The organism is Streptomyces altiplanensis (assembly GCF_053591575.1).
In genome coordinates, this window is the sequence record NZ_JBSFUB010000128.1 from 1 (window position 1) to 16,048 (window position 16,048).

Consider the following 16,048-nt stretch of genomic DNA (forward strand, 5'->3'; position numbering starts at 1 on the left):
GTCTCATCCACGATCCCCCAGCCCTCTGTCCAACCCTAACGATGGCGCACTCAGGCACGATAACCACAAGGACGCCATAAGAAACGACTTCTAAGACGTCGTTTCCTTTGGCGGTTTGGCTCGTTGTGCTGGGCATGGCGAGTCTTGCCGAGCGGTTGGTGCCGGATGAGTTGTGGGAGTTGTTCCGCACAGTGGTGCCGGAGACGGTGGTGATGCGCCCGCAAGGAGGAGGCCGCCGGCGGGCGGGAGATCGTGAGTGTCTGGCCGCGATCGTGTTCGTGGCTACGTCGGGTTGTACGTGGCGGCAGGTGCCGCCGCTGTTTGGGCCGGCCTGGCCGACGGTCTACCGGCGTTTCGCCCGCTGGAGCAAGGAGCGGGTCTGGGCCCGTCTCCACCGGGTCGTCCGGGATGAGCTCGGCGCCCAGGCAGACCTGGACTGGTCGCGTTTCGCCATCGACTCGGTGAGTGTCCGGGCTCTCAAAGGGGGCTGCTGACCGGACCGAATCCGACCGGTCGCGGCAAGAACGGATCGAAGGTCCACCTGGTCACCGACCGATCCGGGCTTTTGGTCGCGGTCGCCATCTGTGCGGCGAACACCCACGACCGTCTCGCGCTGAAGCCGCTCGTCGCCTCGATACCGCCGATCCGCAGCCGCCGCGGTTCCCGCCGCAGGCGGCCCGACAAGCTCCACGGCGACAAGGGCTACGACTACCCCCACCTGCGGCGATGGCTCCGCTCTCGCGGCATCGCACCACGGATCGCCCGTCGGGGCATCGAGAACTCACAGCGGCTCGGCCGCCACCGGTGGGTCATCGAACGCACCATGTCCTGGCTCACCGGCTGCCGCCGGCTCCACCGCCGCTACGAGCGCAAGCCAGAACACTTCCTCGCCTTCACAGCCATCGCCACCAGCCTCATCAACTACCGGCGACACACCAAGTGAAACAACGTCTAACAATCTTGCTGTGCAGGCGGCGCCCATCCCTCATCGCAGCCGTGCCCGCCGCAGTCGATGGGCGGGTGTGACCGAGCGGCTCAGTTGCCGAACTTTGGCAACTGAGCCGCTCGCGGGTGTGTCAGCGGTCTCGCGCAGCGTGCGTTAGGGGGATTACTGAAGGTAACCGGTGCAGGTGGTCCCGGCCACCCACCTGTGGGAGGAAATGTTGTTGTTGACAGTGCCGAACAGACGATCGTCGCTCCAGTACTCATCGCTGAGGGTCGAGGCGTAGCCCTCCGAGCGCGTCAGGCACGTGGAGTAGATGAAACCGTTCGGTCCGGGCCCGTTGGTTACCTCGAAGAACTGCACCACCTGATAGTTGCCCTTGTTCAAGACCGAACTGGCTTTGTTGTTGTCACCGCCCTGGAAGGAGCTGGCGCTGTCTCCCCAGTTGGAGTCGTCGCCGAGAGCTCTGCCCAGCATGGTTCCATCGCAGTACGATCCGTCGTACGCGTACATGTAGCCGGCGATGGCGTTCTCGTAGTTGTCCGCGCACGTCCCCGCGGCGGCGGAGGCGCTGGGGACGGGCCCAAGGGTGACGAGGCCCACCAAGGCCGCGACGAGGGCGGCTGAACTGTTCATACGCATGTTGCATCTCCTATTTCGAATGACCTTGCAGACCAGCGACCGGACGTCCGGTGCCGTCGGGCGTACTCAGGGCGTGACCTGCCGGGCCTGCTTCAGCGCGCGCACGCGCATCTCCCGGTAGTCGTCCAATTGATCGCTGTACTTTTTGAGCGTCTTCTCGCGGTATGAGGCTTCGAGGGAGCGGAGGACCTCACCCAGCGCTGTCTTCTGCGCGCAGGTCGCTTCCACAACCGCCAGCTTTTTGTCGAACGCATGCGCCTGTGACTGCGGCATACCCTGGGTGGCGACCTCGCGGGTTTGGCGCAACTGCTGAGGGCTGTCGAAAGGCCGACCGGCGTTTCTCATGCACTGCGCCCACTTGCGGAGCGATATGGTGAAACGCTTATCCTCCAGGAGTCGCAGCCCGTAGAGCGGGATCAGGTTCTCTACGGTCTTACGCGCGACGAACCAGGAGCGTGCGTCCCCGTACAGTTCCTCCCGCGCTTTGTTCACGCATCCTCCACGAGGGGTACTTACTGTGCCCCGGCCGCCGGGAAGTTTCACCTCCTCCCGATCATCCGTGTCGCCGTCCAGCGCCCTCGTATACGCAGCACGGTCGTTCTGCGAAAGCTCGTTTTGGTAGGTGGTAGTTGGATGCGTACGGCGGATTCGCTCGCCCCGCTCCTGGAAAACGCGACCGTACCCATACTTCCGCGCCCACTCCACCTCCTCAATCACGTAGCGCCCCTCCTTGCGTTCATCAGCGCTGGGAACAGGGAATTCCCAGTAGGGCAGATCCTGCTCTGCCATACACGCCTTAATATGTATCTGCTCAGCGCGCTCGATCGCGATTTCCTCCGCGACAGTGAGGTTGCGAATTTCTGAATTGGTGACGGAATCCTGGACCGGCTGGTTTTCACAGCCGACCCCGCAGCAGGCCAATAGCATCGCCACGGCGATCGCCATGGCCCTCTTTCTCATGAGTTGTTCCACCTTCCGGAGTCCGACATCTTGGCCAAGTGAGGAGGAGACTATGAGGTGACGGGGGTCTGGTGTTTGCCATGTGTGCGCAGATCTTTGCCGCCTGTGCGCCAGCGCGAGCACAGGTGGCGGACAGACCTGTGCGGTCTCTCTCGCCTTCCAGGCAGCGGTGTCCCGAGTCCTTCTCCAGTGCGCACCTTCGTGAGGCTCCCCTCCTCGCCCCGCCCCTCCCAGTACCTCGAGACCGCCAGCGTCGGTGCTGGTTCAGTCCACGCCGGGATGTTCCAGAGCTGGGTCAGGGGGCCGACAGGACGGAGACCTGCCAGGATCCCGATCTCGTGCGCCATCTGCCATCAAGCCGACCGTAGGGTGGACGCGAGTTTGGGATCCGGTCGTTCATGTGAGAGCTTCGTCAGTCGTATACCGTTCAACTCGCTTGCTCCTATGGGCCTTTCGGGAGGAGAACTCGCGTGGTTGCACGACTGTCGGGGGGACTTGTGAAACTACGGACCGAAGCGTCATCAGGACATCGCGATGGTCTGCTCGGACTGGGGCTCTGCACATGAGCCCGGTACTGGACACCTCGTTCCTGCCGCCGAAGGACCGAGAGGAATCGATCCGGCACGCGGTCTGGGAATCCGTCGTGCCGGTCGACATCCATCACCACCAGTCGGCGAATGAACTCTCGGTTCGCATGGGCCTCAGCAGCGTTGGACCCTTGAGGATCTGCTCAGCGCGGGCGACCGCGCTGACGGTGCAGCGCACTCCGCGACTGGCCAGGGCGGATGAGGAGCCGGCAGTCTTCCTCGGCCTCCAGGTGACGGGCACCAGCCTGGTGGTACAGAACGACCGTGAAACCGTACTGAGGCCGGGAGACTTCGCCCTCTACGAGACGGTTTCGCCGTACACACTTGTCTTCGACGAAGGAGTCTCTCACCATTTCCTGCGCTTCCCGCGCGCCGCACTCGCGCTGCCAGGGCGGTCGCTGCGAGACATCGCCGCGGTCCGCCTGGGCCCCGACAACCCCGTCGCGGGACTCGCCTTCACTTACTTCTCCCAGCTGGCCGTCACCGAAGAGCTGCGCGAGGGCCCGCACGCGGACACAGTTGTGCAGCCCAGCATCGAGCTGGTCCGTGCTGTCGTGGCGGCGCAGCTCGGTAGCACCAGCCTGTCCAGAGGGCCGATGGAGGCGACACTCCATCTGCGGATTACGCAGTACGTTCGGTCGCACCTGGCCGACCCCGGCCTGTCAGCCTCGCAGATCGCCGCCGCACACAGCATTTCGGTCCGCCATCTGTACACGCTGCTAGCCAGGTCAGGCATCGGTCTCGGCGACTGGATCCGCTCTCAGCGTTTGGCGGAATGCAGGAAAGAACTGGCTGGTCCGAACGGCCGCATGCGCACCATCGCAGCAACAGGACGGCGCTGGGGCTTCGTCGACGCCACCCACTTCAGCAGGGTTTTCAAACAGGTCTACGGCCTGTCCCCTCGCGCCTGGCGCGACCAGAACCATTCCCAGCGGGGACTTCACTGAGCCTCCACCAACTTGAATTCGCAGGTCAAAGGGCTGGTGTGACCAGTTCTGGGAGTACCCATGCTGGTCACGGGCGACTGTCTGAGCAGTAGATCCTCCGTCAGCGGTTGATTTCTAGGTTCGTCAGGACGAGCAGGGCGCGCAGGAGTTGGGTGGCGCGGGGTCGGTGCGGAGCTTGGTGAGGATCCGCCAGTTCTTGAGGTGGGCGAAGCCGTGCTCGACCGGTGCACATCCGACGGCGAGGATACGGTTGGCCTCCTTCTCGCCTTGAGTGAGCTGGTGGGTACGAGTGGCGATGTAGCCGGTGACGATCACGGGGTCGCGGATGTCGTTGTCCAGGCCGCGGAAGCCGAGGTCGGCCAGCGCCCCGAGGCCGGCGGCGCGCAGGTGGGCCAGGATGTGGTCGTGGCGGGCGGCGGTGTTGTCGTGGGTGCGCCCGGGCCGAGCGGCGGATATCCAGATCAGGCGGCCCTTCTCGTCGGTCAGGGCGAGGAAGTGCAGGCCGTGGCTACGGTGCTTGCCGGAGTAGTTACGCCGGTCGGCCTTACCGGTGCGGCGTCTGGTGCGAATGAGGGTGCCGTCGATCAGGACCACCTCCTGCCCCGCTTGGCGACCTTCTTCAGGGCACGGTCCAGGCGCGGTGTCTGGGCGGCGAGCAGTCCGATCAGTTCGTCGCGCCGGCGGCGGACGGTGGATTCGGACACGTTGTTGCCGCCGGCCATGTCGGCCAGGCGCTGGTCGTGACGCAGCACGGCCAGGGTGATCACCGCGATCTTCCCAGGCGGCAGAATCCGCCACCGGGACCCGATCGCCTTCAGGCGCCGCCTGAGCAGATCGGCGAGGTGGTTGACGGTGCGCGTGGACAGCGGCAGACGGCACTGTTAGACAAGCGAGCAGGTGTCCTTGGCGTTCTCTGGTATTCGTCACACACTTCCAACGGCCGCCGGGGACACCCCGGTTACGCCCGTGCCGAGCCGCTTCGAGTTGCGGTACTGCTGGTCACAGGCGGGTGGTGAACCGGCCGTCGGGCAGTTTGCGCAGCCAGCCGCGATCGACGAGTCTGACGAGCTTGCTGCGTAGCGGTTCCAGCTTGGCCTTCACGCTGACGTCCATTCCCACCACCTCGCCGACCTCGCGGGCCATGACCGGTCCGGCGGCCTGCCGCACGGCGGCGATGATGCGCTGATAGTCCCGCGGAAGCGAGGCTTCCTCGACGCCCGGTTCGCGGTGCGGGATCAGCATCACCGCCCGGCCCGCCACCTGCCCGGGCACCGGTCCGGCGGAGGCGCGTTCTTCGGCGAGCTGCCCGGTCATCTGTTCAAGGACGCGTTCGGCGACAGCGAGTTCGTCCCGCTCGGCCCGCACTTCAGCCAGCCGTTTGACCAGCTGTTCTTCGCGTTCGTCCAGCTCTGCGCGCCGCGCGGTGATCCGTTCCAGCAACTCGGGATCCAGCATGCAGTTGCCGATCCCGCAGGCAACCTGCTGTGGATCTCACCCGCCCTGTCCGGCCGCACCCATGACCTGACCGCGGCCCGCACCCACCGAGTCATCCGGATCTGCGAGCGCCAGGGCATTCCGGTCCTTGCCGACCGCGCCTACATCGGGGCCAGCTCCTGGGTGACCACGCCGATCAGGCGACTTCCGCACCAGGACCTCAGCCCGACCCAGCGGACAGTCAACCGGGCCCTGTCAGAGGCACGAGCACCAGTCGAACGAAGCGTCGCGAGGTTGAAGTCCTGGCACGTCTTCCGCAAAGCCCGCGTCAGTCCCAACCGCATGACGGCCATCGTCGCGGCCGTTCTCGCCTTGGAGCGCCAACGCTGAAAATGCTTCTTCACCGTCGCCTCCCCAGGGAGGACGGCTTTGGCGATGACGGTCATCCAGTGGGACCGACGCGGCGGATTTTTTGTCTCACGACCAGACGAGTCGCCCTTCGGCGACCTCACAGACCGGATAGTTTCCATCGGCGATCTTCGTCAGCTTCTCCGCCACGGAGTCGAAATAGTGAGCCAGGGATTCGTACTCGCCCGTGATCGTGATCTCACCCACGAACCACCTGCCGATAAGCCCGTCCCGCACGTCGATGAACTTTCCCGTCCAGCCGTCCTGATCCGACAGGAACGGGATCCACTCATTACGCCACAACGGATTGTCCGGCTGGTCCGGAGGGTCGAATCCACCGGGCATGTAGCGGTTCGCGTAGAGCTTCTCCATCGCCCGGATGCCCAGAAAGAAGCTTCCCTCGTCCGGGAACCCGGCGAAGCCGCAACATGCCACCTCGTCGTCCACATCTTCCTCAGGAAGATCCAGATTGTTCTGCAACAGCCACGCCCGCAGATCCTGAGGGAGGGAGATACTCATCCGTTCCTCGGCGCCCGCGAGCATCTGCTCCGTAGCGGGCCCAGGCAGATCCGCGTGATCGGCCGGGGCATGCTGCCGAAGAAGATTCATCACGCGGGACCAGCTCTCCGCCGCGCTCATTCCCCTCTGCCCTCTCTACACGGATGCCCCATACGACTGCGCCACTGCAGGAGTTGCGGAGCGCCGACCTGAGGACCTCGCAGGGATGGTACTCCGAGCAGGCTTCCTACCCCCTCCCCTACGACCACCTTCCGCCCCGAAGTACAGGACCGGCCGCTCAGCGAGGTGACCACCCGCCAACTCCTCACAAACCAAGCCACTGTGCCCGGCGGGCCCAGCCGATGTCGCCAAGGCCGTCCTCACCCTGGAGTGGCGAAGCTGAAAACGCTCAATAGACGAGTGGCATGCGATGCGCTAAGGGCATTGAGGATCGAGGTGTTCGTACTCAAACCACGTCAGTCTTCTCCCGTCTCCGTGGAAGAACTCAAGGAATACGCTGCAGGCCCCGCCGACCCTGTCGGCGGTAATGGATTCAGTTACGCTGATGACGCTGTTGCATGCTCTGCGGGTTTCTTGGGTGCCCAGATAATCGCCATTGTCAGCGGCGATAGTGGTGAGCTTGGCGTAACGGCATCCGCTCGAACTCAAGGCCCGGATCGTACCCTTGAAGCCAACACTTCGATTGTAGAATGTCAAGGTGCCTCGGATGTAGGAAGCTCCATACGACAGATCGACTTGCCTCGTTGGGTATGCAGCGGAAGTTGCTTGGGCTGCGGGCCCCGCCGAGGCCAACATCCCGACAGAAAGTGCCAACGCGCTTAGTCCACCGATGAACCTTGTCCGCATAAGGGCTCCAGGGCAACAGGGGTAACGGAAAGACCACTTGGTTGCGCAATGAGATGATCGGAGGACCCAGCATCCCATCTGGCATCGACAGATGCCAGACCCAGCAAGCCGACAGATGCAAACGCCAGGAATACGACGCCGACAGCATCGCGAGCGTACGAAAGCGCAGTGAGCCTCTTTCATCCTGTTCCGCGGGAGTGAAACGGGCTGGTCAGCGGGCGCGGTGACGAGGCAGGGCCCCTCATCGTTGGCGTGGTGATTCCACTCAACACACCGGCGACCGAACCGAGGGGCCCTGTTGGTTCCGTATCCTGCCATGGTCGACGTCCCGCACGAGCTCGTCGAGCATGTCTCCTGGCTGCTGTACGAGCACCGCCTGAGAATGAACACCCGCTGGCGCAAGCTCGGGTGCTTCAAGCAGGCGCTGCTCGCGCTCGTCCATCTGCGTAAGAACGAGACGTTCTCGCAGCTCGGGGCCGGTTTCGGGATATCCCAGGCCACCGCTTGGCGGTACGTCGACGAGACCATGGACGTTCTGGCCTCCTGGGCGTCCGGCCTGCACGAAGCTCTCGTCGGCCTCGGCGAGAGCGACCACGTCATCGTTGACGGGACCCTGATCCCGACCGACCGGATCCGTACGGACGAGCCGTACTACTCGCAGAAGCACCGCAAGCACGGAATGAATGTGCAGGTCATCGCCGCCCCGGACGGCACCCCGCTGTGGGGCGTTGTCATGTTGTTGGGTACGTGATTGTCTGACGGCGTGTCGGGGCGTGATGGGCCCCGGGTACGGTCCTGTTTTCAGGCCATGGTGGGCCGGTCGGCGGCGCCGGTGATCTGATCCCGGATGGCGAAGCGGACGATCATCTCGGCTCGGTGGTGATGTGCGGGCATCAGGTGACGGTGGGGCCGCAAGTGCGGCGAGATGCCGCTGAACGCGGACAGGAACCGCTGTGCCGCGCCCGTGGACCGCAAGGCCCTTCATCGCGCGTTCCCGCTGCCGGGTGGGCTGGTGGCTGTTCTCGGCCCGGTTGTTCAGGCCTTTATGAGCGCGGTGCTCGACGGAAGGCATGACCTGACGGTGGGCGGCGCTGCAGGAGCGCAGCTTGTCGGTGACGACCACCCGCGGCACTGCACGCGTCTTCATCAGGTGGCAGAAGAACCGCCTGGCGGCGGCCTTGTCCCGCCGGTTCTGCACGAGGATGCCGAGGACGCTGCCGCCGGCGTCGACGGCTCGCCATAGATACTCCAGCTCGCCGTTGCCTTGATGAACACCTCGCCCAGATGCCATTTGTCCCGGGCTGGGGCCGGCGGCTGCGCGGTCCGTCTGCACAGGCCTGCCCGAACGTGGCGCACCAGCGGCGCACGGCCTCGCAGGAGACGATGACACCGCGCTGGAGCATCAGCTCCTCCACCTCGCGAAACGACAGCGGAAAGCGGAAGTACAGCCACACACAGCGGGAGATGACCTCGACCGGATAGCGATGCCCCTTGTACGACGGCGACGCACTCCCCACGGACGGCCCTTCCCGGCGTGACCAACCCGAAGATCAACCCACCCGGCCAGCCAACGTGACAGCGCCGTTTTTCGGAGTGGTCGAAGGCCAGGGTGTGGGCCAAGCTCCACCGCCTGGTCCTCGACGAACTCGGTGCCCGCGGCGAGCTGGACTGGTCGCGGTGCGCGATCGACTCGGTGAACATGCGGGCCCTGAAAAGGGGGACCTGACAGGTCCGAATCCTGTCGATCGGGGCAGGTACGGCTCGAAGATCTACCTGATCACGGAACGGTCGGGTCTGCCCATATCCATCGGCATTTCCGGGGCCAACCTGCACGACAGCCAGGCCCTGATCCCGCTCGTGAAGGGCATCCCGCCGATTTGCTCGCGCCGCGGCCGGCGACGGCGCAAGCCCGGAAAACTCCACGCCGACAAGGGCTACGACTACGCCCACCTGCGGCGATGGTTACGCGAACGCGGCATCACCCACCGCATCGCCCGCAAGGGAGTCGAGTCCTCACAACGGCTGGGCTGCCACCGCTGGACCGTGGAACGCACCATGGCCTGGCTCGCCGGCTGCCGCCGCCTCCACCGACGCTACGAACGCAAGGCCGACCACTTCCTGGCCTTCACCAGCATCGCCTGCACACTCATCTGCTACCGCAGACTCGCCAAATGAGATGACTTCTAACGACCTGGGAGGAAATAGGGAGTGGATCAAGGAGCGGTGTCTGGTGAGTACCTCAAGGAACGCCCGGTTGCTGAACCCAGAGCCCGATATGCAGCCGTAGTAGCCGTCATGCAGCGCGACGGCAATCTTCGGCGGGGTCGTTGGAGAGGTCGGCTCGACAGCGTAGCCCTGTTGGCAGCAGGCCCAGACCCTTAACTGGACCCGAGTACGACGTCTGCTGCCCGGGCAGCCGTCCGGATTGCCCACGGACGGTTCCTTCCACTTCGGGCACAGGTCACATACCAACTGGCCTCGACCCCCGTTGACTCACCTGTGCCGTTCGGTCAGCATTGTCCGGTGACAGACCAGGCAGAACAATCACCGTTACGGGTCATCGCGCTGCTCGCCGTCATGGCGGCAACACTCGGCCTCTCCGCCTGCGGCAGCGGTGAGAGCGGCAACGACGCCGCCCCGGCCACCCCCTCGGCGAGTTCGCCGTCCTCCGTCGCGCCCACCCCGGCGCCTCCGTCCCCCGCGCCCACCTGTGTCCGCGGCGACAGGGAGTGGCTGGACAGCAATCTCCTCGGGCGCAGCGTGACCAGCTACCTGCCCATCGAGCTCGGCGGGCCGCCGAAGCTCTGCGAGCCCGTGACCGTGCACGTCGGCTATTTCGACGTCTCCTTCAACACCGTCATGGACGGGGCGAAGCCGAAGCAGGGCTACACGGTGGAGACGGTCGACCGGCAGCAGCTCAAGGTCGACGGCTCCGCTGTGGTCCAGGCGGAGCCGCCTTCCGGCAGAGGCGGTTCCGCCTCCTCGTGCACCGGGCGCCTGATGACCATGTCGCTCGGCAAGCAGGTGGGGCCCAGGGACATCAAGACCATCAGCTGGACGCAGTACGAAGGGAGCGGCGCCTTCGGGAATGTGGGGATCTCCTTCAAGGACAACGCGGACATCGTCCGCTACGACCTGCAGGCCCCGACCGAAGTCTCCGCCTGCTGATTCCGGCCGGCACGGCGTGCACAGACACCCAGACTCGGATGGCCCCTGGCGCCGTGCTCCGTCCGGGACTCAGCCCGCCGACCGGCCATTCCAGCGGTTCGCTGTGGAAGCCCTGTTCCCCCATGACCGACCCAGCGAGCGAACTCCACATAGGACACGGTCTTACGATCTCGGGGGAATAGTGATCGCCCCGGTCGGGCCGTGACATGAGAAGGACCGCACGGGTTGGGTGAGTTGTGAAGCTGACCTGGGCCCGTGCGGTCTGTTCCCATCCTGCCCTGTCCGGTGTCTCCCGCGCACATTGCGGCGAGTTGTTCGCCGAACTCGCCGGACCGTGGGAAGCGGCCCGCCAGTCCGCGCTGCGTGCGGCACGGGGTGGCCCGCGCCGACGGACGGAAGGGGCTGGACGCAAGCCGAAGCTGGTCTTCCTCGACCGACTGCTGGTCACCCTGGTCCATCTGCGCCACCAGTTGCCGCACGCAGTGCTCGCCGAGCTCTTCGCCGTGGACCGCTTCACCGTCTCCGAGGCCGTCCGCCAGGTCCGTCCGCTCCTCGCGACCCGCGGGTTCGCCGTACCCGACCGGGCGGGACTGCGGCTGAAGACCCTGGAGGACGTCTTCGCCTATGCCGAGGCCGAGGGCGTCGAGCTGCGGATAGACGGGGCCGAGACCCAGGTCCGCCGCCCTCAGGCCGCGCGCCCGGGCCGCCGGGCGTTCGTCTCCGGCAAGCGCAGGCAGAACACCATCAAGACCACCACGTTCAGCGACAGCCAGGGCCGCTTACTGCTGTCCGGCGCGGTCCGACCGGGCCGCATGCACGATCAGACCGCCCTACGCACCGAAGGCATCGCCGAGCAGTTCCGAACCCGTCCCACGGTCAAAGCCCGGGTCGACTCCGGGTATCAGGGGCTGGCCAAGGAGTTCCCCGACCAGGTCACCGCACCGCCGAAAAAGCCCGCGGGAGAGGCGTGCGACGGCGACAGGTACGCCTGGCAAGAGGCCAGGCGCCGCCAGTCCTCGGCCCGGATCTGCGTCGAGCACACCAACGCCGAGCTCCGCCAGTGGGCGCCCCTGCGCCGGTTCACCGGACGGCGCGACACCTACGCCGAGATCCACCTCGCGATCGCCGGTCTCGTCTCCGACCGATCCGCCCAGCGGGCAACCCGCCGACAGACCAGCGCCGAGCTCGTCCTCGTCCTCGTCCGCTACACCGCCTGCTGATCACCCACCAGCCAAACCTCCAGGCCAGCACGCCCGGATCTCAATTTCCCCCGAAGTCGTAAGCCGACCTCGAAACGGAGCCACCGCTGCCGATGTCCGCTGTACCGCCGATCCCGACGATCGGGGGCGGGTCCTGCTGAGGACGACTGCCCGCCGCTCACGCCGGATACGACGGGCGCCCCTTGACCGGCTCATCCCTTCTCGGCCCGCCGATCACCGTACCCGCCATTCCGCGGCATGGTTGCGAACCGGCGTGAGGCCTGTCGGGTCAGGCCCGCGAGTCACCAGCACCACCCGGGGCGGCTGCCGCCGGAGTCGAGCGTGTCACAGGCTGCAACGGGCGTCGGCGGGCGGGGTTTCGAGGTCGAGGAGATATTCATTGACCACGTCGTCGACGCACTTGCTGCCGCCGAGGAGGTAGGCGCCGTGCTGCTTGCCGTCGACTGTGAGCAGGCTTCCGCCGAGAGCTCGCGCCATCGCGATGCCGCCCTCGTGCGGTGTCGCAGGATCGCCGGTGACGGACACGACGAGCGTCTCGGGGAGGCCTTCGACATCGGCGAGCCAGGGTTCGTCGCGTGTTGGCGGCGCGGGCCACGCCTCGCATTCGCTGTGGTGGTTGCCCGCCGTGAACGCGTCGATGTCGAACATGGGAGCGGCCTTCCCGATCTTGCGTGCGAGCGAGGTCTGTTCCTCCGGCGTCGGACGGGGTAAGTCCATGCAGCGCACAGCGATGTTCGTGTCGAAGTCGTGGCCGTAGGCGCCGTCCGCCGTGCGGGCGTAGAAGGTGTCGCGTAGGGCGAGCATCTCGTCGGCGTTCCCCGCTTCGAGCGCGGTCAGGGCGGAGATGACGTCGGGCCAATTCTTTTCGGAGTACAGTCCGCCGCTGATGCCGAGATAGACGTCCCAGACGCTCAGGTCCCGGCCGTCGGTGGTCGGTGCTGGTGTCTTGATGAGCGGCTGGACGATCTCGCGCAGGCGGTCGTTCGCAGCTGCGGGGTCGGGGCCGAGAACGCAGTCGGGCGATTCTACGCAGTGTGCGGCGAGGTCGTCGAACCGTGCCTGCAGTCCGGTGAATGAGGAGAGGCGGAACTCGCTCGCCGTCAGGTCGGGTGAGACGGCCCCGTCGAGCACGATCGCGCGGACCTTGTTGGGGTAGGTCGCGGCGTACATGGCGCCAAGCTCGGAGCCGTAGCTGTAGCTGTAGCTGTAGCCGAGATAGGTCAGCTTGTCATCGCCGAGCACCGCTCGCGTGATGTCCATATCGCGCACAACGTTCGTCGACCCGGCGTTCACAAGGTTCGCGACACCGCCAGAGCCGGCTGCGCAGCGCTCTGCGAGCTCGCCCGCCTCCTCGGCGCTCGTGACGTCGTACACTGCGCCGAACCGCGGCACGTCGCCTGCGTCGTACTCCTCGTCGGTGTAGCAGTCAAGGGCCGGGGTCGACGACCCCACCCCGCGAGGATCGAAGCCGACGATGTCGAAGCGCTTGGCGACGGGGCTCTTCTGCCACAGTGGCAGGGTGGACGCGACGAAGCTGGTGCCGGATCCTCCCGGGCCTCCCGGGTCGATCAGCAACGAGCCATCGGCCTCACCCCTGGCGGGGAGGCGCGTGAGCGCGATTCGCGCCTTCTTCCCCTCCGGCTTGTCGTAGTCGAGCGGTACCTCGACCGAGGCGCACTGGAGCGCCGGGTTCGCGAACAGTTTGGCGTCCGCCTTGCTCGTCGCGGTGTTCTTGCAGCCGACCCAGTTGAGCTCTTGCTCGAGGTAGGCGCCGAGGTCCGCATCCGCCCCGGAGTCCGGTGGAGGAGAAGCGGAAGTGGGCGTGCATCCGGCGAGCAGGAGGAGTACAGCCGCGGCGAGCACGGTCTCGCGGTGCCGGGAGCGATGGGGGAGCCGAGGATGTGATCGCATGAGTTTCTCCTGTACCAAGCCGCGGTCCTGTACGAGGATGCGGCGGCGGTTGACGGATTACTCTTGGGTGAGGGGCGTTGAGATGCTCGATCAGGCAGCAACGTGACCGGTCAGTGCGGGGGTGTCAGCTCTCGACCCCGCCGGTCTCGGCATCGAGGAGCCGGTGATGGCGGAAGGTGAGTGCTCGTTCGATCCCCGCGAGGCCCGCAGTGACGGCGAGAACCGTGTTCGCCCATGCCGGCAGGTCGATGGGCGAGGCGAACGGGGTGAAGTAATCAGCCCAGAGCGGTAGGTGGGTGACCAGCTCGAGCAGCTGCGGGGCGAGGACCAGCAGATTCATCATCAGCACGATGACGGCGCAGGCAGAGAGGGCGCGCCCGACCCCGGGGTGCCGGCGGGAGAGCTGGGCGCGCCAGTGCTCGGGCGTCCCCGGCGCGGGATCGAGACGTCGTCGGCTGCCGTCCCCGCTGATCAGGTGAATCCGCCGCATGCCATACCTGCTCGCGGCGACCTCGATGCTGTCCGCTCCGAGCGCGAACCGTACCGGCATGTCGGAGCTCTGCACGTGCCGGTCGTCCCGGTAGAGCGAGGCCCGGCCCGACAGGTGATCGACATCGACCGTCGCCGTCGACGCACCGGGGAGGCCGATCGCGAATCGTGTGCGCTGCAGTGAGAAGGAGGGGCGGAACGGTGGCAACGGTGAGCCCGGTTCCGGAGCGGGCGTCGACCACGCTTCCGCATCGCCGTCGAGCCCGTCGAAGCCGTAAGGATCCTTCCGCGCCGCACCAGTCCAGGGATCATGCCGGTCGTTCATGTCTCCCCTGTCCGGGGTCGTGACGGGGCAGAGCACCGCCACGACACCTTTCTAGCATGACCGTGCTAGACAAAGTAGCACAGGCATGCCAAAGACTGGCTAGGATGGCGTCATGTCCAAGAGAGCCAACCCGGATGTCCGCCGAGAGCAGGTCGCCGACGCCGTGATCGAGGAGATCGCCGCGCACGGGATCCGCTCGGTGACCCTCGCCCGGATCTCCGCACGCACCGGCCTGGCCATCGGGAGCATCCGACACTACTTCGGCGACACCCTCCGCGAGGTCATGCGCTTCACGTTGGGCGTCCTCATGCAGCGCGCCGCGCGCCGCGCCGCGACGATGTCCGACGACCCGGTCGCACGGCTCGTGGATGTGATCGCATTCACCGCCCCGACCAGCGAGCAGGAGCGCCGGGAGAACATCGCTCTCGTCGAATACCGTGTCCTGGCGCGCACGGACGCGGAGCTCGCGACCGACATCGCTGCCACGTCCCTCGCGGGCGCGGAGGTGATCCGCTCGTTGCTGCGCGATGCGCTGGCCGACCGCGCGATCGACGAGGAGGCGCTGCACCGCGAGGCGCTCCTGCTGATCGCCCTGGTCGAGGGCTTCTCGTTCAGTTCGGCGCTGTCCTCCGCCCCGTTGCGCGAGGCGGACGTCCGTGCCGTTGTGACGGCGGCCCTGCGGCGTCTGCGCGACGCCTTTCCGCCTTCCGGAGAAGCCGTCGAGGGAGCGGCTGGAGCTCCTGAGGCCGCCGAGGAGTCACGGAGCCACCGCTAGGGTCCGTGTGAGGTCGTGATCAAGTTCTGGGTTCTGTCCTTTCCGCAGGATGGAACCCGGTAGGACTGTGGTCGTGACGCGCAGGCAACTCACCCATGCCCAGCGGAAGTTCATCGAGCCGTACTTGCCGATCGGTAGATCCGGCCCGTACCCGGAGCGGTTGCGCGAGCAGTTCGAGGGGGTGATCTGGCGGTTTTGGTCCAGTGCCCAGTGGCGGGAGATGCCTGCCGAGTTCGGGCCCTGGGCGACCGTCTACGGACGCTTCCGCGTCTGGCGCGACGCAGGTGTCTTCACTGCTCTGCCGGAAGGCCCGATCGCCCAGGGCGCCCGCGCGGGAAGGACAGACTTGTCGCTGGTCGGCGTGGACTCCACCACGGTCCGCGCCCACCACGACGCGGCCGCACTGCGGGTCGGCAAGCACCTCATGGACGCTCTGGAGGAAGCAGCGCAGGAGCAGGAGAGGGCCCGGCAAAAGGGGGCGGAGACGAGGAACGATACGGACAGGCCGGACGTCGAAGCATCCGGCGCCGGCACCGGATCCGCCTGAAGGAAGCCCTGCTCGGCAGATCCCGGGGTGGTCTCACCCGCAAGATTCACCTCGCCGCGGACCGGCAATGCCGGCCCCTCGCGCTGGTTATGACCGCCGGGCCGGCCGGGGACAGCCCGCAGTTCATCCCCGTGCTCGCGAGCGTGAGAGTGCCCTTACCCGTCGGCCGTCCCCGCACCAGACCCGCAGCGGTCGCCGCGGACAAGGCCTACTCATCCCGCGGCAACCGCTCCTACTGAGGTTGAACTCGTGGAGTCGTAGGGGCTGACGGTTGGTGGCCGGTGCGGTATTACCGGGGGCATGCGGTATCCACAAGGGGGCGGGCTG

The 16,048-nt window shown here is 66.3% G+C and carries 13 protein-coding genes and 5 pseudogenes; 9 read left to right on the forward strand and 9 right to left on the reverse strand.

Going from position 1 to position 16,048, the window contains the following annotated elements; genetic code table 11:
* Nucleotides 1-128: 128 nt before the first annotated feature.
* Nucleotides 129-943 (forward strand): IS5 family transposase gene (locus ACWD0Y_RS32780; RefSeq protein WP_450263934.1). Its coding sequence is split into 2 segments (ribosomal slippage): nt 129-489 and nt 489-943, totalling 816 coding nucleotides; the frame shifts between segments, so codons are not numbered across the junction.
* A gap of 165 nt (nt 944-1,108) precedes the next feature.
* On the opposite strand, the gene ACWD0Y_RS32785 is transcribed toward ACWD0Y_RS32780, so the two are convergent.
* Entirely contained in the window at nt 1,109-1,579 is a 471-nt protein-coding gene (locus tag ACWD0Y_RS32785) for a hypothetical protein (RefSeq protein ID WP_450263922.1), read from the reverse strand.
* 72 nt (nt 1,580-1,651) lie between these two features.
* Nucleotides 1,652-2,530, reverse strand: coding sequence for a hypothetical protein (locus tag ACWD0Y_RS32790; protein ID WP_450263923.1), 879 nt, complete (start codon nt 2,528-2,530; stop codon nt 1,652-1,654).
* 577 nt (nt 2,531-3,107) lie between these two features.
* Between ACWD0Y_RS32790 and ACWD0Y_RS32795 the strand changes: the two genes are divergently transcribed.
* On the forward strand, nt 3,108-4,079 hold the full coding sequence (locus ACWD0Y_RS32795) for an AraC-like ligand-binding domain-containing protein (RefSeq protein WP_450263924.1): 972 nt from the start codon (nt 3,108-3,110) through the stop codon (nt 4,077-4,079).
* Nucleotides 4,080-4,202: 123 nt separating this feature from the next.
* Here the strand turns inward: ACWD0Y_RS32795 and ACWD0Y_RS32800 are convergent, their stop codons facing one another.
* The 3 genes from ACWD0Y_RS32800 to ACWD0Y_RS32810 form a co-directional block, all read right to left on the reverse strand.
* Nucleotides 4,203-4,673, reverse strand: a complete 471-nt coding sequence (locus tag ACWD0Y_RS32800) for a transposase family protein (protein WP_450263925.1) — start codon at nt 4,671-4,673, stop codon at nt 4,203-4,205.
* On the reverse strand, nt 4,664-4,846 hold the full coding sequence (locus ACWD0Y_RS32805) for a hypothetical protein (RefSeq protein WP_450263926.1): 183 nt from the start codon (nt 4,844-4,846) through the stop codon (nt 4,664-4,666). The genes ACWD0Y_RS32800 and ACWD0Y_RS32805 overlap by 10 nt, the downstream gene beginning before the upstream one ends.
* Before the next feature lie 232 nt (nt 4,847-5,078).
* Nucleotides 5,079-5,534 (reverse strand): hypothetical protein, encoded by a 456-nt coding sequence (locus tag ACWD0Y_RS32810; RefSeq protein WP_450263927.1) that lies wholly within the window; start codon nt 5,532-5,534, stop codon nt 5,079-5,081.
* Nucleotides 5,535-5,537: 3 nt separating this feature from the next.
* Here ACWD0Y_RS32810 and ACWD0Y_RS32815 point away from each other — a divergent pair.
* Nucleotides 5,538-5,903: pseudogene (locus tag ACWD0Y_RS32815) on the forward strand (transposase family protein); the annotation flags it as partial.
* An 87-nt stretch (nt 5,904-5,990) separates the two neighbouring features.
* Here the strand turns inward: ACWD0Y_RS32815 and ACWD0Y_RS32820 are convergent.
* Entirely contained in the window at nt 5,991-6,560 is a 570-nt protein-coding gene (locus ACWD0Y_RS32820) for an SMI1/KNR4 family protein (protein ID WP_450263928.1), read from the reverse strand.
* Between the two features lie 978 nt (nt 6,561-7,538).
* Here ACWD0Y_RS32820 and ACWD0Y_RS32825 point away from each other — a divergent pair.
* Nucleotides 7,539-8,010 (forward strand): annotated as a pseudogene (locus ACWD0Y_RS32825) (transposase family protein); the annotation flags it as partial.
* A gap of 77 nt (nt 8,011-8,087) precedes the next feature.
* On the opposite strand, the pseudogene ACWD0Y_RS32830 reads toward ACWD0Y_RS32825, so the two are convergent.
* A pseudogene (locus ACWD0Y_RS32830) lies at nt 8,088-8,803 on the reverse strand (IS6 family transposase).
* 62 nt (nt 8,804-8,865) lie between these two features.
* Between ACWD0Y_RS32830 and ACWD0Y_RS32835 the strand changes: the two are divergent.
* From ACWD0Y_RS32835 to ACWD0Y_RS32845, 3 genes and pseudogenes are all read left to right on the forward strand, one after another.
* A pseudogene (locus ACWD0Y_RS32835) lies at nt 8,866-9,461 on the forward strand (IS5 family transposase); the annotation flags it as partial.
* 348 nt (nt 9,462-9,809) lie between these two features.
* On the forward strand, nt 9,810-10,454 hold the full coding sequence (locus ACWD0Y_RS32840) for a hypothetical protein (protein WP_450263929.1): 645 nt from the start codon (nt 9,810-9,812) through the stop codon (nt 10,452-10,454).
* Between the two features lie 311 nt (nt 10,455-10,765).
* Complete coding sequence (locus ACWD0Y_RS32845) at nt 10,766-11,674, forward strand: transposase family protein (RefSeq protein WP_450263930.1); 909 nt, start codon at nt 10,766-10,768, stop codon at nt 11,672-11,674.
* 324 nt (nt 11,675-11,998) lie between these two features.
* On the opposite strand, the gene ACWD0Y_RS32850 is transcribed toward ACWD0Y_RS32845, so the two are convergent.
* Both ACWD0Y_RS32850 and ACWD0Y_RS32855 read right to left on the reverse strand, forming a co-directional pair.
* Nucleotides 11,999-13,537 (reverse strand): alpha/beta hydrolase, encoded by a 1,539-nt coding sequence (locus ACWD0Y_RS32850; protein WP_450263931.1) that lies wholly within the window; start codon nt 13,535-13,537, stop codon nt 11,999-12,001.
* A gap of 172 nt (nt 13,538-13,709) precedes the next feature.
* Nucleotides 13,710-14,441, reverse strand: coding sequence for a hypothetical protein (locus ACWD0Y_RS32855; protein ID WP_450263932.1), 732 nt, complete (start codon nt 14,439-14,441; stop codon nt 13,710-13,712).
* Nucleotides 14,442-14,511: 70 nt separating this feature from the next.
* Here ACWD0Y_RS32855 and ACWD0Y_RS32860 point away from each other — a divergent pair, with 70 nt between their 5' ends.
* Entirely contained in the window at nt 14,512-15,174 is a 663-nt protein-coding gene (locus tag ACWD0Y_RS32860) for a TetR/AcrR family transcriptional regulator (protein WP_450263933.1), read from the forward strand.
* Between the two features lie 73 nt (nt 15,175-15,247).
* A pseudogene (locus ACWD0Y_RS32865) lies at nt 15,248-15,957 on the forward strand (IS5 family transposase); the annotation flags it as partial.
* Nucleotides 15,958-16,048: the final 91 nt, after the last annotated feature.